The sequence below is a fragment of the Pseudarthrobacter sp. MOO13 genome, from assembly GCF_058267655.1.
Genome location: NZ_CM177848.1, coordinates 3,485,816 through 3,511,569 on the forward strand (window position 1 = coordinate 3,485,816; position 25,754 = coordinate 3,511,569).

Below are 25,754 nucleotides of genomic sequence, written 5' to 3' on the forward strand. Positions count from 1 at the left end.
GGACTCAGCAGCTGGCGGGAGCCGGCTTGCTTGCCGCTTTCGGCGTCGCCGCAGGGACCATGAAGCGCGGCAGCAGGACATGGACCAAGGGGCCGATGGCCAAGGCATAAACCACGGTGCCCACGCCCACGGAGCCGCCGAGCAGCCACCCGATGGCCAGCACGGCCACTTCAATGAGGGTGCGGGACAGCCGGACCGACCAGCCGGTCCGGCGGGCCAGGCCGGTCATCAGCCCATCCCGTGCGCCCGGCCCGAAGCGTGCCCCGATGTAGCAGGCGGAAGCGATGCCGTTCAGCCCGATGGCCCCGCCGAGGAGGCCGATCTGGCCGGCCAGGAGGGAAACCGGCGGGATCACTGCCAGTCCGATGTCCGCGAACACTCCCACCAGTACCGCATTGCACAGGGTGCCGAACCCTGGCCACTGCCGCAACGGAATCCACAGGAGCAGCACCAGGAAACTCACCGCGATAACCACCACCCCGATGCTCAAACCGGTCCGGTTGGCAACGCCCTGGTGGAACACATCCCAGGGGTCCAGGCCCAGGCCGGCACGGATGAACATGGCCAGCGAAATGCCGTACATGGCCAGGCCGGTGAAGAGTTGGAGAAGTCTGCGGGTCATCATGACAACAACCATTCCACGCAACTGGCATTGGAATACATAGCCAGTTTGAGATACTGGCTCTATGGCTGTCCTCACTCCCCAGGCTTTGTCCCGCCTCCTCGGCCCGTGGAACAGCGGCACCGGGCCGGCCTACCGCGAGCTGGCGGACGTGGTACGGCTCCTGATCCTGGACGGCCGGATTGCCCTGGATACCGCCCTGCCCAGCGAGCGCTCGCTCAGCTCCGTCCTCGGGGTCAGCCGGACAACCGTTACGGCGGCGTATGCCACCCTCCGGGACCAGGGCTTCCTGAGCACCGGCCAAGGCAGCCGGGGCAAGACCCGCATCCCGGAACTGACCCCGTTCGGGCCGGCGCTTTTCGGCCCGCAACCCCAATCCGCTTCCCCGCTGGCGGCGCCGGGCCTGACCGCCCCTGAAGGGCTGATCGATCTGGCCTATTCGGCATTGCCCGCCAGCGGCGAAGTGGTGCACCGGGCCTTCGCCGCGGCGCTGACGGAGCTGCCTGCCCTGCTGCCGGGTTTTGGCTATGACGCCTTGGGACTGCTGCCGTTGCGCCAGGCAGTTGCGGACCGGTACACGGCTGCCGGTGTACCCACCCAGCCGGGGCAGGTCATGGTCACGTCCGGAGCGCAGCACGCCTTGACCATCATCATCCGGACCCTGGCCGACCGGCAGGACAGGATCCTGGTGGAGCACCCCAGCTATCCCCATGCACTGGATGCCATCCGTTCCGCCCGCTGCCGCCCCGTCCCGGTGGCTTTCGCCGAGTCCGGCTGGGACCTGCCGGCCCTCGAATCGGCCCTGGTCCAGCAGCGGCCCAAGCTCGCCTACCTGGTGCCGGACTTCCACAACCCCACTGGGATGATCCTGCCCGACGAACAACGGCGCCTGCTGGCCCGCGCGGCGGCCGCATCCGGAACAGTGCTGGTGGCGGATGAAACGCTGCGCGACCTCAACCTCGACGGCATCGCCACCACTCCGCTGGCAAGCTTCGGCAGCGGAATCGTATCGATCGGCTCGTTGAGCAAGTCGCATTGGGGCGGCCTGCGCACCGGGTGGATCCGCGCCTCCGAACCGATGATCCAGCGCTTCGCCGCCGCGCGCACCACGCTGGACCTGGGCGGCCCCGTCATGGAGCAGCTGGCCGCAGCCCACCTGGTGCGGGCACTTGAGGAGCCGCTGCCCGCACTGTTGCACACGCTGCGGGGCAACCGCTCAACCCTGCTCGGCCTGCTCGCGGAACACCTGCCCACCTGGCAGACGACTCCTCCCGCCGGGGGCCTCTCCGTCTGGTGCAGGCTTCCCGCCCCCATCAGCACGGCCCTCACGGTCTTGGCGCCGGAATTCGGCATCAGGCTCGCGGCCGGCCCCAGGTTCGGGATCGGCGGCGCCTTTGAACGCAACCTGCGCCTGCCCTTCACGCTCGCACCGGACAAACTGGAGGCGGCGGTGCTGGGACTCCGCGCCGCCCAGGACCGGCTGGACGCCGCTCCCCAGCTGCGCCGGTCACTGATCCATGCCCCCGCCGTCGCCATCGCCTGATCCGGCCACCGGCTGACCCGGGCCACCGAAATCGCCGGAGGGGTGCGTAACCGCCGGAGCGGAACGGCGATCCCGCACCGCTCCGGCGATTTCGCGCGCCAAACGGGAGGCGTGGCTACGCGTACACGTGCTCCAGGAACCCGGCCCATGCCTTGGCCGTGGTCTCGGAGTCGCCGGCGCCGCCGAAATCGTGAACCGTCATGCCCACCGGGGCGCCGAAGGCGTTGCGGCCGAAGAACCGGTACAAGGCGTTTTGGGTACGCAGGCCCAGGAAGTGCTCGTTCGAGAAGTCCACGTCGCCCGCCAGCCGCCCCACGCCGTCGAGCTCCACGTCAAAGCTGTCCCCCTGCCCGGCGGTTCCCAGGCCCAGCGCTTCCAGCAGCTTGGCGAACCCGTCCGGTGCCTGCGAAGCCGGGGGAGCCTGAATGTCGGTGAACACCACGGGACGGCCGTCGAAGTACTGCAGGTATTGGCCCAGCGTGTGCAGGTAGAACTCGGTGTGGCGGCTGGCGCCGTCGTACTGCTCATCCCAGTTGTCGGCGAAAATGCCGCTATGGACGTAGTGCAGGCGTGCGCGGCCGCCGTCCAGCGGCTCCAGGACGTGTTCCAGTTGGTTGAACCAGCCGTCCGGGCCTTCCATCCTGGATACCAGGTGGCTGGGGTACTCTTCCACGGTCCTGACCGCTGGCCACTGGTCCGTGGGGAACATCCAGGCCGGGGTTCCGGCGGTGACGGCTTCCCACACCCGCTCGGGCGTGCCGGGAAGCTCAGAGTCGTGGACGATTTCAAAGGAGCGCTTGTTGTTCATTTGTCCTGTTCCTTGCCTGGAGTGGATTCGTTGGTCGCCTTGGGGGCATTGGTTTCTTTGAGGACCGGGTGCAGGGCCACGACCAGCCGGTGCCGCCGCCCGTGTGGGGACCCGTCGTCGTGGTACTTGTCAACCAGCCGGGTGACCTCCACGCCGAGCTCCTCGGCGAAGGCTGCCCGGTCGGCGGCGGTGCGGAAAGTAATCTCGCCGTCGATGGCGAATGTGGCCAGTTTCTGCCGGGCAGCGGCGGCACCGGCTATCAGTTTTCCCACTTCCCGGACCATCCGGCCGGCGAGCGCCAGCAGCCAGAATGCGGAGAAACGGTCTGAGAAACGGTGCGGATCCGGCGAGATCGAGGCCAGCGCGGACGGCGAGATCAGATAGGAAGCTGCGGTGGCTTGGAGCACGCGCTCGGTGACGTTCCCTTTGCGGCGCTCCTCCACCAGCTCCACCAGTCCATGCCGCTCCAGCGCCTTGAGGTGGTAGTTGACCTTTTGCCTGGGCAGGCCCACCCGAACCGCCAGCTGCGTTGCGGAACCGGGCCGGGCCAGCTCCCGCAGGATGCTGGTGCGGATGGGGTCCAGCGACGCTTCGGCCGCAGCCGGGTCCTCGATGACTGCAATTTCCTGCATGCCACCATTCTCATTACCGACAACTTTTATTGTCAAGAACTTTTTTGTCGTCGGTGGTCCGCGTGATCCTGGCCCCGCTGGCCGCCCAAGGGCACCGGTAGAATAGGGCGGTGATGCAATCCCCCCTCCCCGTGCGCGACGGCGTCAACGCCACCCGCCTCCGCCTCCCGGACGAGGGCCCCTGGGACACCGCGATGGACTACATGATGCACCGCTGGGGGCACATCGATCCGCAGGGCATCGAGGACCGGTTCGACGCCGGCGAGATCGTGGGCGAGGGCGGCATCCCCCTGGACCGCAGCACCCCGCTCCAGGACCACACCTTCATCTGGTACTACCGCACGCTGCCGCCGGAGACCCGGCTGCCCGTCGAGCTGTCCATCCTGCACCAGGACGAGCACCTGCTGGTGGTGGACAAGCCGCACTTCCTCCCCACCACCCCGGGCGGGACCTACATCCAGGAGTCCGCCCTGGTCCGGCTGCGGAACCAACTGGACCTGCCGGACCTGATTCCCATGCACCGGCTGGACCGCATGACGGCCGGGGTCCTGCTCTTCTCCACCAACCCGCAGACCCGCGGCAAGTACCAGGTGCTGTTCGAGAAGCGGCAGGTGCAAAAGGAGTACGAGTGCGTCTCCGCCGCGGAGCCCGCTCCGGGACATCCCGCCGTCGAATTTCCCGTGGTGGTCCGCAACCGGATGACCAAGTCCCGAAGCTACCTGCTGGCGGAAGTCATTGACGGCGAGCCGAACGCGGAAACCAGGATCGAGCAGCTGGAAACGTTCGACGACGGTGGCCCGGAGGGTGCCGCGGGTACCGGTGGCAGCGGCACCAGCAGGCGCCGCCTTGCCAGGTACCGGCTGGAACCACACACCGGCAAGACCCACCAGCTGCGGGTGCACATGGCCTCGCTGGGACTTGGGATCGTCAACGACGCCTTCTACCCTGACCTGCTGGACAAAGCCCCGGACGACTACGCGAAACCGCTGCAGCTGCTGGCCCGCGGCATCCGCTTCGTCGACCCGATCTCAGGCCGGCCAGTAGAGTACCGCAGCGACCTGGACCTCAGCGAAGCTGTCCGAACACGTCCCTGAACACCTCTTCAACCCCGGACGTGTGGAGCACGAACTCCACCACCTCCAGGTCGCTGGCCGGGTGCAGCGCCTGGAATCCGGCCAGGGCGTCCAGGGCCGCCTGTGCGACGGCATCCGCCGCCCAGCCGTAAGCGCCCGCACCCACCGCCGGGAACGCCAGTCCGCGGGCGCCCAGGGAGTCCGCCAGCCGCAGGCTTTCGCTGAAGCAGGACACCAGGAGGGCCCTGTTGGTCTGCCCGGCATGCCGGTTCGGGCCGACGGTGTGGATAACCCAGCGGGCCGGCAGCCGGAATCCGGCCGTTGCCACGGCGGCGCCGGTCTGCAGTCCGTGCGGGAGGTCCGTTGCCCGCAACTGACGGCACGCAGCCAACAGTTCCGGACCGGCTGCCCGGTGCAGCGCCCCGTCCACTCCCCCGCCGCCGAGCAGCGACGAATTCGCGGCATTGACAACCGCATCCACCCGCCGCTGCGTTATGTCGCCCTGCAAAACCGTGATCCGCATGCCGCCAGTTTCCCACTCCACCGTGCGTTCCGGGCACGCACGGCCTCGGCGGTATCCCTCCCCGGGTGGGTGCCCGTCACGGGCACCGCCGGGCCGGCAAAAGTGCGGTACCTTGTGGCAATGGACTTCGGCAGCGCTGACAGCTGGGGAGCGGCCCTCTATTTCTGGGTCATCCCGCTGGTGGTTGGCGACGCCATTTTCCCGCCCATCCCCTCGGAGATGGTGGTGATTACCGGCGGCGCATTGTCCGCGGACGGCCGGGCCAACGTCTTCCTCGTCCTGGTGCTCGCCGCCCTGGCGTCCTGGATTGGCGACATGGTGGTGTTCCACCTGTTCCGCCGCCGGCTCAGCCACGTACTGGATCGCTGGAAATGGGGGCGCCGGGTGCACGCCGGCATCCATGCAGCCCTGGCCAAGGCCGGGCGGTCGTCCACCTATGGCACCATCATCGGCGCACGGTTCATCCCCGGCGGCCGGCTGGCCACCTCGGCAGCGTCAGGGGTCGCAAATGTCTCGGTGCGCGGCTTCGGACTCTGCGCCGGGCTGGGGGCGGTCCTCTGGGCCTGCTGGCTCGTCGGGCTGGGGTACTTTACGGGGTCAACCACCAGGCTGCCGTTCTGGGCCAGTTCCCTGATCGGGGTGGCCGTGGGCCTGGTGATCGGCGCCGTCGTGGGGCTGATCGTCACCCGCCGGCGCGGCGACAGGTCCCCCGTGGAGGACGAGCCCATTCCGGACGCAGGCTAGACGGGCAGCCACTTGCCGCGGCTGCGCCGCAGCACGCTGAGCGCACCTGTCAGCGCAACGCGTTCGACGGCGTCGCGCATCATGCTTGCCGACTCCAGCGCCTGCTGGTTCTCACCGGAGTACTCGGTGGCTTCCACAAGGAATCGAAGGTTGAGTTGCGGCACTCCGCCGGCAATCTGCAGCTGGTGCGCCTCCACGTGGTGGCGGGTGCCCAGCGCCTCCACGGCGGCGTCCATGACGGACTCCGGCGGATTCCCCGGCCGCAGCCCGGTGATCTTGAGGCGGGTCTGGAAGGAAGGCATGCCCTCCACCCTATCCAAACCCCCGCTCACATCCTGCCGCCAAAAACCCAACCCCCGCTCACATCCTGTCCCCCAAAACCCAACCCCCGCTCACATCCTGTCCCCCAAAACCCAACCCCCGCTCACATCCTGTCCCCAAAACCCAAACCCCCGCTCACATCCTGTCCCCAAAAACCCAACCCCCGCTCACTCTCTTCAAGAGAGTGAGCGGGGGTTGGGGTTGGAATGGTAAAACGTGAGCGGGGGTTTGGGTTGGAACCGCAAAACGTGAGCGCGCGTTGGGATGCCAACGGCAATAGGTGAGCCCGCGTCGGAAGAAAAGCCGCCGGAAGTGAGCGGGGGTTCCTAGCCGGTGTTGCGCAGGCCTGCGGCAACACCGTTCACGGTGATGAGCATGGCCCGCTGGAGGCGCTCGTCGATCTCGGCCCCGCTGATTTCCGCCTCGGTCCGGATACGGCGCATCAGCTCAACCTGAAGGTAGCTGATGGGATCCAGGTATTGGTCGCGGATCTCCAGGGAACGCTTCAGCGTGGGCTGGGCGTCCAGGAGGATGTCCTCGCCCGTCAGCTTCCGGACCTCAGCCACCGTGAGTTCGTATTCCTCCCGGATGGTGCGGAACAGGTGGTGCAGTTCCTCCGGGACCAGGGTGGACACGTAGTAGCCGGCGATGTCCATGTCCGTCTTGGCCAAGGTCATCTCCACGTTGGACAGCACGGACCGGAAGAAGTTCCAGTGGTCCATCATCTCCACCAGCTGGGCGGAGTGACCGGCTTCCCGGGCAGCCTTCAACCCCGAGCCCACGCCGAACCAGCCCGGCACGATCTGCCGCGACTGCGTCCAGCCGAACACCCATGGAATGGCGCGCAGGGCGCCGAGGCCCGCGCCCGAATCCGGACGCTTGGACGGCCGGGAGCCGATGTTGAGCGACCCGAGCTGTTCCACCGGCGTGGACGCCATGAAGTAGGCAGGCAGGTCCGGGTGGTCGATCAGCTTGCGGTAGCGGTCGAACGCGGCATCCGAGATGGACTCCATGACGTGTCCGTATCGCTCCCGCTGGTCCTCGGAAGTCCGGGGGGTGCGGTGCAGGGCCGAACCCTGCAGCACCGCAGCGAGTGAGAGTTCCAGGTTCTCCCGGGCCAGTTCGGGCAGGGAGTACTTGTCCGAGATGACCTCACCCTGTTCCGTGAACTTGATTTCGCCTTCCAGGACGCCGTTGGGCTGGGCCAGGATGGCGTCATAGGTGGGTCCGCCGCCACGGCCCACGGAACCGCCGCGGCCGTGGAACAGGCGGACGCGGACACCGTGCTTGGCCGCGATATCGCGCAGCTTGCGCTGGGTCTTGTGGATCTCCCACTGGCTGGTCATGACGCCGGATTCCTTGTTCGAGTCCGAGTAGCCCAGCATCACTTCCTGGACGTCCCCGCGCAACCGCACCAGCTCCCGGTAGGAGGGATCGGACAGCAGCTGGTCGACAATCTCGGCCGAGGCCCGCAGCTCCTCCACCGTTTCCAGCAGCGGGGCGAAGCCAAGCTTGGCGTAAGGCTTGTCGCCGAACAGGTTCACCAGGCCGGCTTCGCGGGCCAGGACGGCAGCGGCGAGGACGTCGTCTGCGCCGCGGGTCATGGAGATGATGTAGGTTTCGATGACGTCCGGCCCGTACATGCGCAGGGCCCGCCGGATCTCCCGGAAGACGTCGTAGGTGCCGTCGGCGGCGCCGTCGAGCTTGATCGGGTGGCCGGAGAGCGGGCGGCGGGACGCCAGTTCGGAGCCCAGAACCTCGAAGCGTTCCTCGCGGCTCAGCTCCGCGTAGCGCAGCCCGGGGCCACCAATCCGGTCCATCAACTGCCCGACGGCGTCGTGGTGGTGGTCGGCGTGTTCGCGGATGTCCAGCGTGGCCAGGTGCAGCCCGAACGAGGCGATGGCGCGGCGCACCCGTGCCAGCGAACCGTCTGCGGCCAGGGCTGCCGAGTGGTTGCGGAGCGAGAGTTCGAGCAGCTGCAGGTCGGCCATGAGTTCATCGGTGGCGTTGTAGTCGCGCCCGTGCTCGTGGTTCGAATTGACTGCCACCCGCTTGCCCGTGTTGATGAGCTTGGCCTTGATGCAGGTGAGCTTCAGCCGGTAGGGCTCCTGCGCATTCAGTTCCAGGACCCGCTTGTCCAGGCCCGGCAGGTTCTTCAGGTCCGTTTCGATTGATTCGAGCAGCGCGCGGTCGGCACCGGCCAGGGCGGTGGAGTTGGAGAGCACGGAGATCAGTTCATCGATCATGCCGATGCTGATGCGGATGGCGCTCTGGTTTTGGATCTGGAGGATTTCCCGGGTCACGGCCGCGGTGACGTTCGGGTTGCCGTCGCGGTCACCGCCGATCCAGGAACCGAACCGGATGGGTGCGTCCTTGGCGGCCAGGCTGACACCGTGCTCACCCAGGAGGTCGGCGAGTTCGGACAACATCTGCGGCATGGCGTCGGTGAGGATGCCGCCCAGGTAGTAGATGGCGTTCCGGGCCTCATCCACGGGCGTGGGCCGGACCTGGCGCAGTTCGTCGGTCTGCCACATCTGGTCGATGATCTCGGCCAGCTGCCGGTCCTGCCTCCGCCGCGCCGTTGACCCCTCGGCCGTGGAGTGGGACAGGACGTCGGAGATCTTGCGGATCTTGTCCAGGACCGAGCGGCGGGACGCTTCGGTGGGGTGTGCGGTGAAGATTGGGCGGACGTCCAGGCCGTTGACCACTTCCTGGAGGACGTCCGGGCCCGCCTGCTCGGCGATGTCCGCCACGGTCTTGGCCAGCCAGCCGTCCTTTTCCGCCCGGTTTCGCAGGCCGCGGACCCGATGGACCTGCTCGGCGGCGTTGGCCAGGTGGAAGTAGAACGCGAAGGCGCGCACCAGGTCGGTTGCCTGCTCGATCGGCAGGGAGCCGAGCAGTTCGCGGACCTGGGCGACGACGTCGTGCGCGCTCCAGGGGCCGGTGGCGTCCGCGCCGCCGCGCGCCGCTTCCTTGGATTCCTTGGTCAGCAGCCGGACCTGTTCCACGAGGTCCAGGAGTTCGGGGCCATGCTGGCGGACCAGGGATTCGCCGAGGAGGGTGGAAACACGGCGGACGTCTGCCCTCAGTTCGGAGGCCAGGTCTGTTTCGGGATGTGCTGCAGTGTGAGCCATGGAAGCTATCTTTCGAGGGTTTCGGACTTGGCTCGTACACTGCGCTGGATACTGTGAGCCACGTTACTAGCTAAAGATGCTACCCCCGGTCCGGCGCCACAGTGGAATCTGTCTCAAAAGATGTCGCCACCGGCGGAATGAACAGGAAATACCCGTGGTTGTAGCGTGGGCACACGCAACCGGAAGGAACCATGTCCACCACCGCCGCAGCCAAGTTCGAGCGTTGGCAGCGCTTCCGCACCAACCGGGACAAGGCGCTGGCAGCCCCGCACGGCTGGCTCACCCTGACCTCTTTCCAGTGGCTCGAGGACTCACCTGCCGGCGTCGACCTCGCCCCGGGCCTCTGGTCCGTGGACGGCACGACGGCGGTACTCACCGCGGTCCCGGCGGACGGGCTCACGCTGGTGGAGACGGGCGGAAAGGTGGACGGCACCGTGTCCGCTGTCCTCGCGGACGAGGAGTCGCTGATGTGGGTCCGGTTCGGCGGCCCGGACGGGAACCAGGTGGTGGTGGAACTGGCGATGCGCGGCGGGAAATACGCGATCCGCACCCGGGATTCGGCCTCGCCGGTGTTCACCGAGTTCGACGGCGTCCCCACCTACCCGTACAACCCGGAGTGGGAAGTCACCGGCCGGTTCGTGCCCTACCCTGAGCCGGTGGACGTACCGATCGGAACCGCCAACCCGCTGGTGGACGGCGTGCACCGCAGCGTGGGTGAGGTGGTCTTTGGCCTCCCCGGCAGCAGCCACGAGTTCCGGCTGCAGGCCGAGGAGGAGAGACTGGGCGCGCTGACCGTCACCTTCCACGACGAAACGAACGGCGACACCACGGACGACTGGCGGAAGCTTTCGCTGCCCCGGCCCCGCCCGGACGGCTCCGTGGTCCTGGACTTCAACCGTGCCATCAACTACCCCAGCGCCTTCACCCCCTACGGCACCTGCCCCATGCCCGTGAAGAACAACAGCCTGGACATCCGCGTGGAGGCAGGAGAGAAGCAGCCGTACCCGGGCGCGTGACCGGTTTCGACAGGTTCAACCCCCGAACGCTGACACCCCTGTGATGGCCCGGCCCACGATCAGGGTGTTGACCTCGAACGAGCCCTCGTAGGTGTAGATGGCCTCGGCGTCGGCGAAGATCTTGGCCATCCGGTAGTCGGTGACAATGCCGTTGCCGCCAAGGATGGACCGGCCCAGCGCCACGGTTTCGCGCATCCGGGCGCTGAGGTACGACTTGGCCAGGGCCACCTGCGGCATGCCCGCTGAGCCCTCGTCCTGGAGCCTGGCGATCCCAGCCATCATTCCCATGCTGGCCACGGTGTTGCCCAGCATGGTCACCAGCTGTTGCTGGATCAGCTGGAAGTGCGCCAGCGGCCGGCCGAACTGCTGACGCTCCACGGCGTACTGCCGGGCGACGTCGAACGCCGCCAGCTGCTGGCCCACCGTCTGCCAGGCCACCATGATCCGCGAACTGCGCAGCAGCTCCTTGGTATCCTCGAAGCTGCTGATGCCGCTGAAGCGGTCCGCCTCCGGCACCCGCACGTCGCTGAAGACGATGTCCGCGTTTTGGACGGTCCGCAGCGCGATCTTGTTCTCGATCCTGCTCCGGCTGACGCCAGGCAGGCCGGCGTCCACGATGAAGCCCCGGACTGAACCGTCGGCTTCGTCGCGCGCCCAGACCAGCATGTAGTCGCAGAACGTCCCGTTGCCGATCCAACGTTTGGCGCCGTTGAGCACCCACGTGTCGCCGGCGTCGTCCGCTTCTCCGGTGCCGGAGGAAATCCGCCGGGCACGTGTCTCCATGCCGCCGGCGACGTCGGAGCCGTGCAGGGGTTCGGTGAGGGCGAAGGCGCCGGTGATCCGCAGGTTCGAGGCGTCGGCCAGCAGCCGCCGTTTCTGGTCCGGCGAGCCGAAGGCGTGCAGGGATTCGACGAAGAGGTCGTGGTGGACCAGGAAGAACGTGGCCAGGGAGGTGTCCACGCGGGTCATCTCCGCGATGACCAGCCCGGCGAACAGGTTGCTGTAGCCCCGGTGCGCCGGCGTGCTCAGTTCCAGGGCGGCCAGCTTGGGCAGGATGTGGGCAGGGAACTCGGCTTTGTTCCACCAGTCGCCGGCGTAGGGTGCCACGTCGGCGGCAAGGAAGTCCCGCAGCTCCGCCAGCTTGTTGCGCTCGGCCTGTCCCAGCATGGATTCGACGGCGAAGAAGTCCGCCGCCGGCAGGTCCGGGATGTCCGGGGAACTCATCGCGGCCCCATCCGGATGGCGCCGTCCAAGCGGATGGTCTCCCCGTTCAGCATGGCGTTATCGACGATGTGCGCCACCAGGTTGGCGTACTCCGCCGGCTTCCCCAGCCGGGACGGGTGCGGTACCTGGGCGCCCAGCGAGTCCTGGGCCTCCTGCGGCAGGCCTGCCATCATGGGCGTTTCGAAGATGCCCGGGGCGATGGTGACCACCCGGATCAGCGAGCGTGCCAGTTCCCGGGCGATGGGCAGCGTCATGGCGGCCACGGCCCCCTTGGAGGCTGAGTAGGCGGGCTGGCCGATCTGCCCGTCGAAAGCGGCCACGGATGCCGTGTTGATGATGACGCCGCGCTCCGGGCCGCCCAACCGGGTGGCGACGGGTTCGGTGGCCGCCATGGCCTCGGCCGCCAGCCGCAGCACGTTGAAGGTGCCGACCAGGTTGACCTGGACAACGCGGCTGAACGCTTCCAGCGGCAGGACGCCAGCACGGCCCAGCACCTTGCCGGGAGTGGCAATTCCTGCGCAGTTCACTACGATCCGCAGCGGGCCCAGCCCGGCGGCTGTTGCGACGGCGGCCCGCACCTCGGCTTCGCTGGTCACGTCCGCCGCGGCGAAGACGGCGGACTGCCCGGCTTGGGCGCGGCCGTTGAGGTCGTCCGCCACCGCCTGGCCGCCCGAGGAGGCGAGGTCCAGGAGCACCACCGAGGCGCCGTCGTCGAACAACCTGCGTGCGGTGGCCGCTCCCAGCCCGGAGGCCCCGCCTGTGACCAGGGCGACGCTGCCTTTGATGTCCATACATCCTCCTTGATGCGCGTGCCTCCGGCCGCGGCGCGGCCTCGGGCAACAGTTAATGAATGTTAACTGAAATACGGCGCCGCCGCACTCACCCCCGCGGAGCCGAGGACCCGGCACCGCCGCTAGGGTGGACGGCATGACCTCCAGCAGCACCTCCTTGGCCACCTGGCAGGACCGTGCGGACCACGCGGCCCGCTCCGTGACCAAGCTGTTCGGCCGGAACCTCTTGCTCCTTCCCGGAACGCACCTCGCTGCCGTGGTGTGGCAGGGCAGGCACCCGGCCGGGAAGGACGCCCCCGAGGCGGGGCAAGAACCCGTTGCGGGGCAAGAACCCGGCCGGCCGCGGGAGCGGTGGCTCGCCGCACTCCGCGGCGCAAGGCCTGCCGCGGGTCTGCTGTCCCCATGGCACTACTGGTGGCAGGCGCATTACGTGGACTGCCTGGTGGACACCGGCCTGCGAGAGCTGGCCGGCGGAGCCACGCCGGCTGCTCGGTTCAACGGGCCGGACCGTCCCAGCGCAGGGCATCTCGCCTCACGGCTGGTCACCGGTATGAGGCTCCGCAATGCCCTGACGCTCGTGAACAGCTACTACGACGACATGGCATGGCTGGCCCTGGCGACCCTGCGGCTGGACAAGCTCGCAGAAGAAGCGCAGCGGCCCGGGCGCCGGCGCAACGCCCGGGTGCGTTCCGCACTGGCCCTGCAGTTCGACTCCGCCTGCACCGACGATTTGGGCGGGGGGACGTTCTGGAGCAAGAAGCGCGATTTCAAGAACACCCCGGCCACGGCACCTGTGGCGTTGTTCTATGCCCGCACCGGCCGGCGCGGCATGGCACAGACGCTGCTGGACTGGCTGGACGCCACCCTCTTCGACCAGGACCAGGGTCTCTACCTCGACGGTGCACGGCTGGGTCCTGCCGGGGATGTGCTGGTGGAACGGTCGCTGTACACCTACAACCAAGGCCCGGTCCTGGGCGCCCTCCTGGAACTGGGCGGCGACTCCAACCTGGCCCGGGCCGCCGCACTGGTGGACTCCGTCCAGCGGCTGCTGACCGTTCCGGCAGCCGGCGGCAACGCCAACGCCGGCACGGTGCTGCGCTGCGAAGGAACGGGCGACGGCGGTCTCTTCACCGGGATCCTCTGCAGGTACCTCGCGCTTGCCGCGGCGGACCGGCGGCTACCCGGGCCTGCCCGCGCTGCGGCCGCTGCGTTGGTGCTGGACACCGCCGAGGCGTTCTGGGCCGGACGGCGGCCGGTGGGCGCCGGTGAAGCAAAGGCGCCCCTGGCCGGCAGGAGCATCTTCTCCGTTCACGCCTGCCAACCCGCGGACCGGACCTATCCGCCGGGAGTGCCGGTGGAGCTCGCCACCCAGCTGCAGGCCTGGATGACGCTGGAGGCAGCGGCCACGGTCATGTCCGCCGGCCGGGCCACTGAACAGCCCGGTCCGGCCGTATGACAGGAAAGCCCGGCCAAACCGGCAGGGCCTGCGCTCAGCGGATACCGGACAGCGGCGTGACTGTTCCGGCTTTCAGCGTCAGGGGCACGTCAGCGGCCAACCGGACCTCTTTCGGGCCTGCCGGCGGGAACATGAGGGACGTCAGGGACTGTCCGTCCACGAAAACCTCCACGGAGGACCGGTCCACGTAGGCGGTCAGCTGCACGGTCCCGCCGGCGGTGCGCGCCTCCACCGAACGGGCCTGGCGGTACTCGCCGCTGCCCTCGGAGGGTCCCTTCCCCTGGCCGCCGGCCGCGGCGTCCCCGTCCCGGGTGATGAAGGCCCGGCCGGCCGCGAAGTCGTAGCCGATGGTGGCGTAGGTGGTGCCACCGCTTTGCAGGAGCAGGGTGGCTTTCCCGGTGCCGTCGGCGGGTTTTTCCAGCTCGACGTCGGCCTTGAACGCTCCGGTGTCCGGGATGGGCAGGGTACGGGCATCCCGGATCGGGCCGGCAGGCACCTGGACAGGCGTCCCTTCCAAGGACTGGAGCGCAGGGGTGGGCGCCTGCACCAGGGCGGGGCGGCCGGCGCCGGACGCGAGCCGGATGTCGCGGACCACCGAAGCCGCCCCGAACCAACCGTCAGTGGGCAACTCCCGGGCATAGGCCCAGTTGTTCATCCAGCCGATGGCGTGCCGGGATGCCTTCCGCTGGCCATCGCTTTGGCGCGGATCATCCCAGGTGACGGCCGCGTAGAAGTCCGCCCCGCCGTCGAGCCACTGGTGGCCGCCGTCCGCCGTGAAGGCCTTGCCGTCGAAAGTGCCGGTCCAGTAGGCCAGGCCGGTGGTGCGGCCTTCCTTGGAACCGTTGGCGCTCGCGGCCAGGACCCAGGTGCGTTTGGCGGGGTCGCCGTCGATGTCCATTTGGAAGAAGTCCGGGCATTCCAGGATACCCAGCCCGTCCTGCTCGAATCCGGACACATAGGTCCACCGCTTGAGGTCGGGGGAGGTATAGAACCCGATCTTGTGGCCCTCTGCGAGGAGCATGAGCCACTGGTTGTTGGCGTCGTCGCGGACAATGCGCGGGTCCCGCCAGTGCTCCGCGCCGGGGTTCTCCATCACCGGGTTCTGTCCATAGCTTTGGAAGCTGTAGCCCTGGTCCGTGGAGTAGAAGAGGGACTGGCGCTGCACGCCGTCGAGCTGCTGGGTGAGCACGGCGATGACCGCCCCCTTGCCAAAGCCCGCGGTACCTTCCGTGTCCACCACGGCGGAGCCGGTCTCGATGTCTCCCAGTCCGTTGCGGAACTTCGGGATGGCAACGCCCCGGTTCTCCCAGTGCACCAGATCGGTGCTGGTGGCGTGGAACCACTCGGTGCCGTTCCCCTCCGGATAGTCGGCGTTGTAGAGGTAGTAGTAGTGCCAGAGGCCATCCAGGTAGAAGGGCCGCTGGGGATCGTTCATCCAGCGCTGGTCCGGGGTGAGGTGGTAGGCAGGCCGGTAGCCGGTTTGGTCAGCCGGCGGCGCCTGCGGCCCTCGGGGTGCCGTGGGTGCTGGGGGTGCCGTGGGTGCCGTGGGTGCCGCACCACCGCGCTGTCCGTCGACCGTCCGCGTGTTTCCGGTAATCACCAGGGCCGCCGCCACCAGGAGCACGGCCACGGCCGCGGCCGTCCACAGAAGGGGGCGGCGCCGAAGGGCGGCATACGCCGGTCCGAAAATTTTGGGGAGCATGGGGTCATCGATCCGTCGCTGAACGCACAAGTGCCGTCCCCCGGGTCGGGGAACGGCACCAGCGCAAGTGAACCGTCAATTTTACCCGGCAGAACGCCGGGAGCCGAATCCGGTTCGTCATGCGGCCGCAGCTAGTCACGGCCTGCGGGGCGCTTCTTCTGCGGATACGGCGTCTCGCCCCGTGCCAGCATCTCCACGAAAGCGGCGATCCGGCGTTCCCGGGTGGCTGCCTGCTTGGCCGTGTTGGTTCGGAACACCAGGGCGAACAGGTTGGTCTTGGTCAGGACATCGAACATCTCCTGCGCGGCCGGGTTCGCGGCGATCGCTGCCGCAAGGTCCGGGGGGACCTCCACGTCGGCCTGGCCGCCGTAGGCTGCTTCCCAGCGGCCGTCCGCCTTGGCCGCGGCAACTGCCGCCCTGCCGGCGTCGGTCATTTTTCCCTCCGCTTCCAGCCGGGCGACATGTCCCACGTTCCGGGCGGACCAGATACTCCTGGGCCGCCGGGGTGTCATCCGCTGAAACGAGCTTTCATCATCGCGGCGCCGGAGCTGCCCGTCGATCCAGCCAAAGCACAGGGCCTCATCCAAGGCCGCCGGATAGTCGAGGCCGGTCACCGTGCCGCCCTTCTTATGCAGCACCAGCCAGACGCCGGGGCTGGTGCTGTGGTTCGCTTCCAGCCAGGCGCGCCAGGCAGCGGCGTCGGGCACCAGCAGTTCCTCGAGGTCATCGGCCATGGCCCCATTCTGCCGGGAAAATGACCTGCCACAAGCCCCTGCGCACCGGCCGGCCACGTGGCATCATGGCCATACAGCCGCACGCCACCCAGCACCAAGGACAACGCCATGCTCCGAGTCCGCCCCGTCCACTTCACCTCGCGCACCGACACCTGGAAGCAGTTCCTCACCGCACTGGGGATGGCACAAACAGAGGACGACGGCGGCTGGCAGGTTTTCGATTCCGCGTCGGGCCGCCTGGCGCTGCATGGGGCGGAGGCCGGGTCCGGGCAGGACGGCCGCACCGCCTTCGCGGTGGAGGTGGGCGACGTGGCAGAGTTTGCCCGCCGCACCAACGACTCGGCCCAGGAGGAGGCAACCGTGCCCGCCGAACTGGTCACCGCCGACCACGGCGAAGCCTGCCGCATCAGCGCGCCGGACGGCTTCAGCTTCCTGGCCGACAAGGCCGTCCACGAGGCCCAGTGCGCCGACGCCGACCCCGCCCTTGCCGTCGCCGCCGTCTGGTACACCGCAGATCCGGAAGCTGCCGTCCGCACCATGCTGCATATCGGGGCGCGGCCGCGGCCCGTGCCCGACGACGACGAAACCGCCGACTTCACGGCCAAGAACGGCGGCGTCCTGCTGGTCCGGGCGGCGTCCGGGCCGTCCCGCTCCGGCCTGGGCTTCGAGTACGGCGGCCCGCTGGAACCGTTGCGGGAGCGGCTCGCTGGAGCCGGTTTCCCGGCCAGCCTCACCGAGGAGGCCTTCGGGAGCACCCTCCACGTGGCCAATCCGGACGCTGGCAGCCCCAACGCGCCCGCCACCGTCTGGATCTCGGAGCGCCGCCCCATGGGGTAGAACTTAACCATGAACGTGCGCACACCTGACCCGAATCCCGGCTGGCTCTCCGAAGAAGACCTCTTTGAGGCGCGCGGGCGGCTGCCCATGGTGTACGTGGAGGCAGTTCCAGTCAGGCTGGACCCGCTGGGCTACGTCAACGAGGTGGGAACGCTGCTGCAGGCCGATGCCGACGGGACCATGGTGCGCTCCCTGGTGTCCGGCCGGGTCATCTACCGCGAGACCATCCGCGCCGCCCTGCTGCGGCACATGGAAAAGGACCTGGGCCCCCTGGCGTTCCCCCAGCTTCCGCTCAGCCCCGTGCCGTTCACGGTGGCCGAATACTTCCCGGCACCGTCCCAGACAGGGTTCACCGACGAGCGGCAACACGCCGTGTCCCTGGCCTACATCATCCCGGTCACCGGCGAGTGCGAACCCCGCCAGGACGCCCTGGAACTGACGTGGATGACCCCGGAAGAAGTGCTCAGCCCGGGCGTCCAGATGGAGTTTTCCGGCGGCCGCGGCGGCCTCATCCGGCAGGCCCTGGCCTTCGCAGGCGTGGGCTTCTGACCACCCCGCCGGGACGTGGGGGTCCCCGGTTTTAGGTGCCCGGCTTTGTAGACTGTAGGGCGGACCGCAAGAGAACTTAAGGACTCCCATGACCGAAACACCAGCCGCCAGGCACCACCGTGAACAGCAGGCTGGATCTCTGACCACCGGCACCCACATCCTCCTTCCGGACGGCCAACGCACCGCCGAAATCGACCAGGTGGAGCTTGAGCGGGACGACTACGGCTCCCCGGCCCTGGTACTGGCGAGCCTTTCCGGCGGCGGAACGCTGAGGGTTGCCGTGGGCGCCACGGTCACCGTTGTGGATGGAGCGCACGACGACGTCACGCAGCTTCCGCTGCCAGCGGACCTTCCAGAGGTCGCACCCTCACCCGAGGCGGGAGCCGCGCCGGCCCAGCCGGCGGCCGGGACGGGCCCCATTGCGGTGGCGCCCGCCGTCGTCCTTCCCCCGCTGCCGCCCGCGCCGCCCGCCGTGAACGGGCCCAGCGAGGAGGAGCTCGCGCTCATCCCGGAACCGGACGGCACGCCCGAATCCGTGGTGGAAGCCGCTGCGGAAGCGCACCCTGATGCGGAGGGTGTCCTGCTCCTGGCCGACCGGCTGTCCAAAGGGGTCAACTTCAAGTCCGGCAGCTGCCTGAAGGACCTCAGCGACCTCGCGCACGAACTGTTCGTCACGCTCAAGGACGCAGACGCCGCGCTGTCCGTCGCGGACCTCCTCACTGTGCTGCCCTACGACGGCAACCCGGGCCGGTGGACCTCCGTGGAAGCATCCCTGGCACTGGCCAGCTACATTTGCCGGCAGGACGGCCAGGATAAACGCGCCGAGGTCTACGAGAAACTGATCCGTACCCCGGAAAACCAGGAAACGGATCCGTTTAAGGCGCGCATGGCGGCCAAGGTTCGGCAGCGTTCACTCAACGAGCCCAACCTGTACGACAAGGAAATCTTCCGCTCGATCGACAACTCCAACCACGACGCAGAACGCGAATGGCGGCTCCTGCGGCTGGAGTCCCTGCTGTTCCTGCGAGCCCACGGCGGTTCGGAAACCATCGGCATGACCGAACTTGAACGGCGCATCAGCAACGAGCTGGAGGCAGTCCGCGCCTGAGCCCGGCGGTGCCCCTCCGGCGGTAAAAATTCCCCCTACCCGGGGCGTAGCCGGAGTTGTACATTCGGGGCTATGACGAACAATCTCAGCGTAGTGATCAACGCCGACGCGCCGCAGGTCTGGACCATGCTGCGTGAACCGTCCAAGGTGGCCCAGTGGCACGGCTGGCAAGCCGAGGACCTGGAGTCCGAGATCAAGCAGATCTATTTCTCCGGCGACGAACAGGAATCCGCGGACCATACCAGCCTGACGGTGCACGGCGGGGACACGTTCGAACTCCACCCGGTGCCGGAAGGGACAAGGGTCAGCGTCACACGCGGGGCGCTGGACCACAATTCGGAGTGGGCAGCCTGGGACGAGGACATCACCCAAGGGTGGCTGACGTTCCTGCAGCAGCTCCGCTTCGCGCTGGAACGCCACCCGCACGGCAAGCGGCACACCCTGTTCCTGCACCTGACGGACGGGAAGGGCTCGGCCATCGAAAAACTCGGGCTGAAGGACCTCCCGGCCCCGGGCGAGCCGTACCAGGTCACCTTGGATACCGGGGAGGAAATCAGCGGCAAGGTCTGGTACCGGACCAGCCACCAAGTGGGCCTAACCGTGCACAGTTACGCCGAGCACGGCGAAGGGCTGCTGGTGGTTGCGGACCACCCTGCCATCAAGGACGTCCGTGCGGAGGGCGACGGTTCGCTGGTGGTGGTTTCCACCTATGACCTTGGCGCCGGAGCCTTCGACGCCGTGCGTTCCGCCTGGGATTCTTGGCGGGAGGCCAACTACCCCGGGACGGACCCAGCCAGCTGACGCTCCGCCGCCGGCCTGCCCGAGGCCGGTTGCCGGCGTCGTAAGGTTTGCTGGCAGACTGGTGTGGTGCCTGCCAACCCTGCCTTCGCCCTGCCTGAAACCCAATCGCAGTTCTCTTTCACCGTAGGCACGCGGCTGGCGGACTCCTGCCCGCCGTCAGCGGCCCAAGAAAGGGAAAACGGCGGCGAGTTCCTGGGCCGCACCGGCACCATCACCACCCCGCACGGTGAGATCCAGACGCCGGCGTTCATCGCCGTCGGCACCAAGGCAACGGTCAAGGCGGTACTGCCGGAATCGATGGCGGACCTGGGCGCGCAGGCCCTGCTGGCCAATGCCTACCACCTGTACCTTCAGCCCGGCCCGGACATCCTGGACGAGGCCGGCGGCCTGGGCGCCTTCATGAACTGGTCCGGTCCCACGTTCACGGACTCCGGCGGTTTCCAGGTGATGAGCCTGGGGTCCGGGTTCAAGAAGGTCATCGACATGAAGACTGTTGCTGCCGCGGGCGCACCCGGCCCGGATGACGCCGTGGCCCCCGGCAAAGAGCGCCTGGCGCACATCGACGACGACGGTGTCTGGTTCAAATCCCACCTCAATGGCGACCGCCACCGCTTCTCCCCGGAAATTTCCATGCAGGTCCAGCACCAGATCGGCGCGGACATCATGTTCGCGTTCGACGAGCTCACCACCTTGCAGAACTCCCGCCGCTACCAGGAAGAGTCCCTGGAGCGCACCCGGCTGTGGGCGGTGCGGTGCATTGAGGAGCACTTCCGCCTGACGGAGGACCGCGCGGGCAAGCCGTACCAAGCCCTGTTCGGCGTGATCCAGGGGGCACAGTACGAGGACCTCCGCCGGAAGGCGTGCCGGGACCTTGGTGCCATGCCGTTCGACGGTTTCGGTATTGGCGGGGCCTTGGAGAAGGAGAACCTGGGCACGATCGTCCGCTGGTGCAACGAGGAACTGCCGGAGGACAAGCCGCGCCACCTGCTGGGGATTTCCGAGCCTGACGACATCTTTACGGCCATCGAAAACGGCGCCGATACGTTCGACTGCGTCTCCCCCACCCGCGTGGCCCGGAACTCGGCCTTCTACACGCCTTACGGCCGGTTCAACCTTTCCGGCGCCAAATACAAGCGCGATTTCGGGCCCCTGCAGGACGGCTGCGACTGCTACGCGTGTGCCAACTACTCCCGGGCATACATCCACCACCTGTTCAAGGCCAAGGAAATGGTGTCCGCCACCCTCATCTCCATCCACAACGAGCGGTTCGTGGTGAAGATGGTGGACGACGCCCGGCTGGCCATCGAGTCCGGCACGTTCTTCGACTTCAAGGCGGAAACCCTGGGCCGTTACTACTCCTGAGCGTTGCTCCCGGCAGCCTCCGCTATCCTGACCAGATGCTCATTGAGATCCAGGCCGCAGCAGGTCCTGCCGAAGCCCTTGTCGCCCGTCCGTCCAGCGGAACCGGCCCGTTCCCCGGCGTGATCCTTTACATGGACGCCTTTGGCCTGCGCCCCCGCATCGAGGAGATGGCGCAGCGCATCGCGGACTGGGGCTACGTGGTGCTGGCCCCCAACGTCTTCTACCGGGACGGAACCGTGGAGCAGCTGGCCCCGGCCGTTGACATGTCCACCGACGAAGGCCGGGAAGCGGCCGGCAAGGCGGCGTTCCCGCGGGTCGGGCACCTGACGTCGGACAAGGCGCTGCCGGACATCGATGCGTGGGTTGCCGCGCTGGCCGGGCTCGACGGCGTTGCCCCCGGCCACATCGGAACCACCGGCTACTGCATGGGCGCCCGACTTGCCGTCCGGACCGCCACTGCGCACCCCGAGGTAGTGGCAGCCTGCGGTGGCTTCCACGGCGGCGGCCTGGCCACGGACGAGCCGGACAGCCCGCACCGTGGGCTGGGGAACGCACGGGCCCGCTTCGTGTTCGGCCACGCCGACAACGACAGGAGCATGGCCCCGGACGCCGTGGCCCGCTTGGGCGACGCGCTGCGGGACGCGGGCTTGGAGGCGTCCAACGTCATCTACACCGGGGCTCCCCACGGGTACACGATGGCGGACACGTCGGCCTTCCACCCTGAAGCCACGGAACGACATTTCCGTGAGCTGCGGGCCCTCCTGGACGGGACGCTGAAGGCCTGACCCGGCCGGCCGCCGTCGAACTCGCCGGAACGCTGCCGGATCGCCGGAACGTTGCGGCGAGCTGGACGGCTTGCGGCGAGCTGGACGGCTTGCGGCGAGCCCGGGGGCAGGGCGGCCCTGGCAGGTTTTCCACATGACGACGGCGGCGCCTTCCTGAGTTGCCGCAGCGGCAGGATCCTGTCCGGATGACACTCCAGCCGCCTTTCCGTCTCCCCTCCCTTCCGAGCACCGGCAACCTATGGCGGACGGCGCAGTTGCACGAGAGCGGCCTCAATTCCCGGGCCATCAAGGCATTGGTCCTCCACGGGAAGCTGGTACGGCTTCGCCACGGCTGCTACATCCGCGCCGAGCTGTGGGAGAAGCAGACAAATCCCGTCCGCAGCAAGCAGTTGATTCGCGCCCACGCGTACGGGACCCTGACCACCTCATCGGGCGGCTATGTGTACAGCCATACCTCTGCGGCCCGGATGCACGCTCTGCACCTGTGGGCAGTCGATGACACGATCCACCTTCTGCTGCCGCGGAATCCTTCCAGCGAGCGGCTCGGCAAGGATGTCCAAGGCCATACCCGGCCGTGGACAGCGTCGGAGGTGGTCACCCTCGGCGGCCTCAGGGTGACCTCGCTGGAGCGGACGGTAGTTGATTGCGCCATGATGCTGGGTTACCGGCAGGCACTGGTACTGACCGATCATGCCCTCCGGCTTGGGGCCGACAAAACCCTCCTCGAAAGCATGGCCGAGGGGCTGGAGGGGCGCCGCGGGATCCGGACCCTCCGGCGCGCCCTTAACCATGCAGATCCACGTTCGGAGTCAGCCGGCGAAACACTGACCCGGGAACTCCTGATGCGGCTGAAACTTCCCCTGCCGGAGCCCCAGGTGTTGGTAGCAACTCGTGCCGGCCGGTACCGGCTGGATTTCGCCTGGAAGGACAAGAAGGTGGCACTCGAATTCGACGGGAAAGCGAAGTACTTCGACTACCGGCCAACGGCTGAGGTGCTGTTTCAGGAGCGGCAGCGCGAGAAGGACCTCACCGAGAATGGCTGGACCTTCCTTCGCCTGACCTGGGCCGACCTCTTCCGTGAACATGAGTTCAAAGCCCGTGTCCTGGCCGCACTTGGGCGGTAGCCAAACCGCCGCGTGGAGCGCCAGATCGCCGGAACGGGACCAGGTCGCCGGTTCTTTCCGGCGACCTGGCATCTTTCCGGCGACCTGACATCCATGCGGCGTGGAGCGCCACACCCGGGGCGTTGCCGGACCACAGCGGATATCGGATCCCAACCAGTCTTTGAACACGTTCAGTTTTGTGTCACACTCATTTTTGAACACGTTCAAGAGTGGGGAGACGCGGTGGTAGCCAAGAGCGAACAGACGCGGCAGCGGGTGGCGGACACTGCGCTGCGCATGTTCCGTGAGATCGGCTTCGAGAAGACCACCATGCGCGCCATCGCTGCCGAGGCAGGCGTTTCCGTAGGCAACGCCTACTACTACTTCGCGTCCAAGGACGATCTTGTCCACGAGTTGTACATCCAGGTGCAGGCCGAGCACGCTGCTCTGGCCTCCGAAGCGCTGGAGCGGACCGCCGGATTCGCTGAGCGGCTGAAGGCCACATTGCATGCCGGCCTTGACGTCATGGCCCCGTACCACCGCTTCGGAGCGGACTTCGTGGCCACCGCCATCCGGCCAACATCGCCGGTGAACCCGTTCTCCGGGGGCTCAACCCTCGCTCGGGAAGCATCCCTGGATATCTTCAGGAACACGGTGGACGGGACCCGCCCTGCCGTACCGAAGAAGGTGCGGGACGACCTGCCGGAACTGCTCTGGCTCTGCTACATGGGCATCACCCTGTTCTGGGTCTACGACACCTCCGAGGGCCAGCGGCGGACCAGGAAACTGGTGGACGGAGCGGCTCCACTGGTGGCCCGCGGACTGGCACTTGCCCGCATCCCGGGAGTCGGCAAGGTGCTGGACGACGTCCTCGACCTGAGCCGCAGCATCCGCGGTTAAGAAAGACAACAACCATTGGGGGGAAAAGGTGGACAGCACACGGACAGTTGTACTGGCAGGCGCTTCGGGCTTCATTGGCACCTACCTGCGCCGGCGTTTCCAGGAGGACGGCTGGATGGTGCGGACCATAGGACGAAAGGGAACCGGCAGTGCCGGGGCAGCATGGGCCGACGACGCCGGCATGGCCCGGGTGCTCAACGGCGCCGAACTGGTGGTGAACCTCGCCGGACGCTCCGTCTCGTGCCGTTACAGCGAGCGGAACAAGGGGGTGATCATGGACTCGAGGGTGTCCACCACCAAGGCACTCGGCCGGGCCATCGCGCGGTGCCAGGAGCCGCCGTCGACCTGGCTGAATGCCAGCACCGGAACCATCTACCGCGACGCCCGCGATCGTCCCCAGTCCGAGGCCGACGGCGAGCTGGGCACCGGCTTCTCGGTGGACGTGGCCAAAGCTTGGGAAGCCGCCCTTGAGTCGGCGGTCACACCGGGAACCCGGAAGATCCCCCTGCGGATCGCTATCGTGCTGGGCCGCGGCGGCGGTGCACTGGCTCCGTTCGCCAACCTCGCACGGCTGGGGCTGGGCGGCCACATGGGTGATGGCTGGCAGAAGTTCAGCTGGGTCCATGTGGAGGACCTGTACCGCAGCATCCGCTTCCTGCACGCGCGGACCGGCATCGCAGGGCCGGTAAATGTGGCTTCACCGGAAGTGGTGAGCAACCGGGAGATGATGCATTTGGTGCGCCGGGCCTACGGCGCGCGCTTCGGCATACCTACCCCGGGATGGCTCCTTCGGGCAGGCGCCATCCTGATCCGCACGGAGACCGAACTCGTTCTGAAGAGCAGGTGGGTACAGCCGCAGAAACTGCTCGACGCGGGCTTCGTTTACAGCCAGCCGGAGCTGGGGCAGGCCTTGCTTCAGATCGCCCGGTCGCGGCCGTGAACCGCCCGCTCCACGTCCCCTTTGGACCAGGGGCATTCCTGCCCGGCGCCGCACTGGCAGGCTCTGAACCGCTGGATTCCTGACCATATGACGTCCCGATGCCCTGTACGTCACCACATGGAAAGCGCCCGACGCCGGGTGGCAGGATGGGGGCATGACTTCCGCTACCCCTGATGCAACGCTGTCCGTCAACGGTCCCGCCGTCGTCCTCACCATCGCAGGTTCCGAGGCAACCGGCGGTGCCGGCGCCCAGGCCGACCTGAAGACATTCCAGGAGCTGGGCGTCTTCGGCATCGCGAACCTGACCTGCATCGTCTCCTTCGACCCGAAGGACAGCTGGAACCACCGCTTCGTGCCGGTGGACCAGCAGGTGATCGCTGACCAGCTGGAGGCGACGACGGCGGCGTATGGTCCGGCGTCCGGCGCACCGTCCGCGCTGGACACGGTGAAGATCGGCATGCTGGGCAGCCCGGCAACGATCAGCACGGTGGCCTCCGCGCTGCAGGAAAACAGCTTCGCCAACGTGGTCCTGGATCCGGTGCTGATCTGCAAAGGCCAGGAACCGGGCCACGCGCTGGACACGGATCAGGCCCTGAAAGCCCAGATCCTGCCGCTGGCAACCTTCGTGACGCCGAACCACTTCGAGGCGGAGTCCCTGTCCGGGCTGGAGATCACCGACGTCGAGTCCCTGAAGGCCGCCGCCGTCCGCATCCACGAACTCAGCGGTGCAGCAGTCCTGGCCAAGGGCGGGGTGCGGCTGGAAGGCCCGGACGCCGTCGACGTCTTCTACGACGGTGAGACCCTGGAAGTCCTCACAGCCCCGAAGGTGGGCGAAGTTGCCGTCTCCGGTGCCGGCTGCTCGCTCGCCGCAGCCGTGACCGCGGAGCTGGCCAAGGGCGCCACACCATTGGATGCAGCCCGGACCGCCAAGGACTTCGTCACCGCCGGTATCCGCAACCGCGTAGCCTCGGGCGCCCCGTTCGATGCGCTCTGGCAGGGCGGCCCCCGGTAGAACCTCTTCTCCCCGCGCCGGGTTCGCCGGAAAC

General features: G+C 67.9%; 25 protein-coding genes. 15 read left to right on the forward strand and 10 right to left on the reverse strand.

Annotated elements, in window-relative coordinates; all coding sequences use genetic code 11:
- Positions 1–4: 4 nt before the first annotated feature.
- Positions 5–625, reverse strand: a complete 621-nt coding sequence (yczE, locus tag AC4EEO_RS15835) for a membrane protein YczE (RefSeq protein WP_491339246.1) — start codon at positions 623–625, stop codon at positions 5–7.
- 61 nt (positions 626–686) lie between these two features.
- Between yczE and yczR the strand changes: the two genes are divergently transcribed.
- Positions 687–2,165 (forward strand): MocR-like transcription factor YczR, encoded by a 1,479-nt coding sequence (gene yczR / locus AC4EEO_RS15840; RefSeq protein ID WP_491339247.1) that lies wholly within the window; start codon positions 687–689, stop codon positions 2,163–2,165.
- Between the two features lie 115 nt (positions 2,166–2,280).
- Here the strand turns inward: yczR and AC4EEO_RS15845 are convergent, their stop codons facing one another.
- Positions 2,281–2,973 carry an SRPBCC family protein gene (locus AC4EEO_RS15845; protein ID WP_491339248.1) on the reverse strand — a complete coding sequence of 231 codons (693 nt, stop codon included), beginning with the start codon at positions 2,971–2,973 and terminating at the stop codon, positions 2,281–2,283.
- Complete coding sequence (locus tag AC4EEO_RS15850) at positions 2,970–3,605, reverse strand: winged helix-turn-helix domain-containing protein (RefSeq protein ID WP_133831084.1); 636 nt, start codon at positions 3,603–3,605, stop codon at positions 2,970–2,972. Before AC4EEO_RS15850 ends, AC4EEO_RS15845 begins: the two co-directional genes overlap by 4 nt.
- 113 nt (positions 3,606–3,718) lie before the next feature.
- Here AC4EEO_RS15850 and AC4EEO_RS15855 point away from each other — a divergent pair, with 113 nt between their 5' ends.
- Positions 3,719–4,699 carry an RluA family pseudouridine synthase gene (locus AC4EEO_RS15855; protein ID WP_133831433.1) on the forward strand — a complete coding sequence of 327 codons (981 nt, stop codon included), beginning with the start codon at positions 3,719–3,721 and terminating at the stop codon, positions 4,697–4,699.
- On the opposite strand, the gene AC4EEO_RS15860 is transcribed toward AC4EEO_RS15855, so the two are convergent.
- Complete coding sequence (locus tag AC4EEO_RS15860) at positions 4,671–5,201, reverse strand: O-acetyl-ADP-ribose deacetylase (RefSeq protein ID WP_043424489.1); 531 nt, start codon at positions 5,199–5,201, stop codon at positions 4,671–4,673. The genes AC4EEO_RS15855 and AC4EEO_RS15860 overlap by 29 nt on opposite strands.
- Before the next feature lie 120 nt (positions 5,202–5,321).
- Here AC4EEO_RS15860 and AC4EEO_RS15865 point away from each other — a divergent pair, with 120 nt between their 5' ends.
- On the forward strand, positions 5,322–5,945 hold the full coding sequence (locus AC4EEO_RS15865) for a DedA family protein (RefSeq protein WP_043424487.1): 624 nt from the start codon (positions 5,322–5,324) through the stop codon (positions 5,943–5,945).
- Here AC4EEO_RS15865 and AC4EEO_RS15870 read toward each other — a convergent pair.
- Together AC4EEO_RS15870 and ppc are read right to left on the reverse strand one after the other, a co-directional pair.
- Positions 5,942–6,247, reverse strand: coding sequence for a hypothetical protein (locus AC4EEO_RS15870; protein WP_109045907.1), 306 nt, complete (start codon positions 6,245–6,247; stop codon positions 5,942–5,944). The two genes, AC4EEO_RS15865 and AC4EEO_RS15870, sit on opposite strands and share 4 nt — an antisense overlap.
- 345 nt (positions 6,248–6,592) lie before the next feature.
- Complete coding sequence (gene ppc, locus AC4EEO_RS15875; protein WP_491339249.1) at positions 6,593–9,400, reverse strand: phosphoenolpyruvate carboxylase; 2,808 nt, start codon at positions 9,398–9,400, stop codon at positions 6,593–6,595.
- A gap of 191 nt (positions 9,401–9,591) precedes the next feature.
- On the opposite strand from ppc, the gene AC4EEO_RS15880 reads away from it, so the two are divergent.
- On the forward strand, positions 9,592–10,416 hold the full coding sequence (locus AC4EEO_RS15880) for a DUF1684 domain-containing protein (protein WP_491339250.1): 825 nt from the start codon (positions 9,592–9,594) through the stop codon (positions 10,414–10,416).
- Between the two features lie 15 nt (positions 10,417–10,431).
- On the opposite strand, the gene AC4EEO_RS15885 is transcribed toward AC4EEO_RS15880, so the two are convergent.
- Both AC4EEO_RS15885 and AC4EEO_RS15890 read right to left on the reverse strand, forming a co-directional pair.
- Positions 10,432–11,640 carry an acyl-CoA dehydrogenase family protein gene (locus AC4EEO_RS15885; RefSeq protein ID WP_491339251.1) on the reverse strand — a complete coding sequence of 403 codons (1,209 nt, stop codon included), beginning with the start codon at positions 11,638–11,640 and terminating at the stop codon, positions 10,432–10,434.
- The gene (locus tag AC4EEO_RS15890) at positions 11,637–12,431 is read right to left on the reverse strand and encodes an SDR family NAD(P)-dependent oxidoreductase (RefSeq protein ID WP_133831089.1); all 795 of its coding nucleotides are present in this window, start codon (positions 12,429–12,431) and stop codon (positions 11,637–11,639) included. The genes AC4EEO_RS15885 and AC4EEO_RS15890 overlap by 4 nt, the downstream gene beginning before the upstream one ends.
- A 136-nt stretch (positions 12,432–12,567) precedes the next feature.
- Here AC4EEO_RS15890 and AC4EEO_RS15895 point away from each other — a divergent pair, with 136 nt between their 5' ends.
- Positions 12,568–13,887, forward strand: coding sequence for a glycoside hydrolase family 76 protein (locus AC4EEO_RS15895; RefSeq protein WP_491339252.1), 1,320 nt, complete (start codon positions 12,568–12,570; stop codon positions 13,885–13,887).
- Positions 13,888–13,921: 34 nt separating this feature from the next.
- On the opposite strand, the gene AC4EEO_RS15900 is transcribed toward AC4EEO_RS15895, so the two are convergent.
- Positions 13,922–15,589: a glycoside hydrolase family 32 protein gene (locus AC4EEO_RS15900; protein WP_491339253.1), complete on the reverse strand. Its 1,668-nt coding sequence runs from the start codon at positions 15,587–15,589 to the stop codon at positions 13,922–13,924.
- Positions 15,590–15,720: 131 nt separating this feature from the next.
- Positions 15,721–16,323, reverse strand: a complete 603-nt coding sequence (locus AC4EEO_RS15905; RefSeq protein ID WP_018763776.1) for a YdeI/OmpD-associated family protein — start codon at positions 16,321–16,323, stop codon at positions 15,721–15,723.
- Positions 16,324–16,431: 108 nt separating this feature from the next.
- Between AC4EEO_RS15905 and AC4EEO_RS15910 the strand changes: the two genes are divergently transcribed.
- The 10 genes from AC4EEO_RS15910 to AC4EEO_RS15955 all read left to right on the forward strand — a co-directional run bounded on the left by AC4EEO_RS15910 (position 16,432) and on the right by AC4EEO_RS15955 (position 25,720).
- A complete protein-coding gene (locus AC4EEO_RS15910; protein WP_491339254.1) occupies positions 16,432–17,160 on the forward strand; it encodes a VOC family protein in 729 nt (242 codons plus the stop codon).
- Positions 17,161–17,169: 9 nt separating this feature from the next.
- Positions 17,170–17,709 carry an NUDIX hydrolase family protein gene (locus AC4EEO_RS15915; protein WP_018763774.1) on the forward strand — a complete coding sequence of 180 codons (540 nt, stop codon included), beginning with the start codon at positions 17,170–17,172 and terminating at the stop codon, positions 17,707–17,709.
- An 88-nt stretch (positions 17,710–17,797) separates the two neighbouring features.
- Entirely contained in the window at positions 17,798–18,817 is a 1,020-nt protein-coding gene (locus AC4EEO_RS15920) for a DUF6707 family protein (protein ID WP_491339255.1), read from the forward strand.
- A gap of 72 nt (positions 18,818–18,889) precedes the next feature.
- The gene (locus AC4EEO_RS15925) at positions 18,890–19,618 is read left to right on the forward strand and encodes an SRPBCC family protein (RefSeq protein ID WP_109045899.1); all 729 of its coding nucleotides are present in this window, start codon (positions 18,890–18,892) and stop codon (positions 19,616–19,618) included.
- 66 nt (positions 19,619–19,684) lie between these two features.
- Entirely contained in the window at positions 19,685–20,980 is a 1,296-nt protein-coding gene (gene tgt / locus AC4EEO_RS15930; RefSeq protein WP_491339256.1) for a tRNA guanosine(34) transglycosylase Tgt, read from the forward strand.
- Between the two features lie 35 nt (positions 20,981–21,015).
- A complete protein-coding gene (locus AC4EEO_RS15935; protein ID WP_491339257.1) occupies positions 21,016–21,765 on the forward strand; it encodes a dienelactone hydrolase family protein in 750 nt (249 codons plus the stop codon).
- A gap of 185 nt (positions 21,766–21,950) precedes the next feature.
- Positions 21,951–22,889, forward strand: coding sequence for a type IV toxin-antitoxin system AbiEi family antitoxin domain-containing protein (locus AC4EEO_RS15940; RefSeq protein ID WP_491329259.1), 939 nt, complete (start codon positions 21,951–21,953; stop codon positions 22,887–22,889).
- Between the two features lie 222 nt (positions 22,890–23,111).
- Complete coding sequence (locus AC4EEO_RS15945; RefSeq protein ID WP_109045896.1) at positions 23,112–23,768, forward strand: TetR/AcrR family transcriptional regulator; 657 nt, start codon at positions 23,112–23,114, stop codon at positions 23,766–23,768.
- Positions 23,769–23,796: 28 nt separating this feature from the next.
- Positions 23,797–24,708: a TIGR01777 family oxidoreductase gene (locus AC4EEO_RS15950; RefSeq protein WP_491329258.1), complete on the forward strand. Its 912-nt coding sequence runs from the start codon at positions 23,797–23,799 to the stop codon at positions 24,706–24,708.
- A 154-nt stretch (positions 24,709–24,862) separates the two neighbouring features.
- Complete coding sequence (locus AC4EEO_RS15955) at positions 24,863–25,720, forward strand: hydroxymethylpyrimidine/phosphomethylpyrimidine kinase (protein WP_491339258.1); 858 nt, start codon at positions 24,863–24,865, stop codon at positions 25,718–25,720.
- Positions 25,721–25,754: the final 34 nt, after the last annotated feature.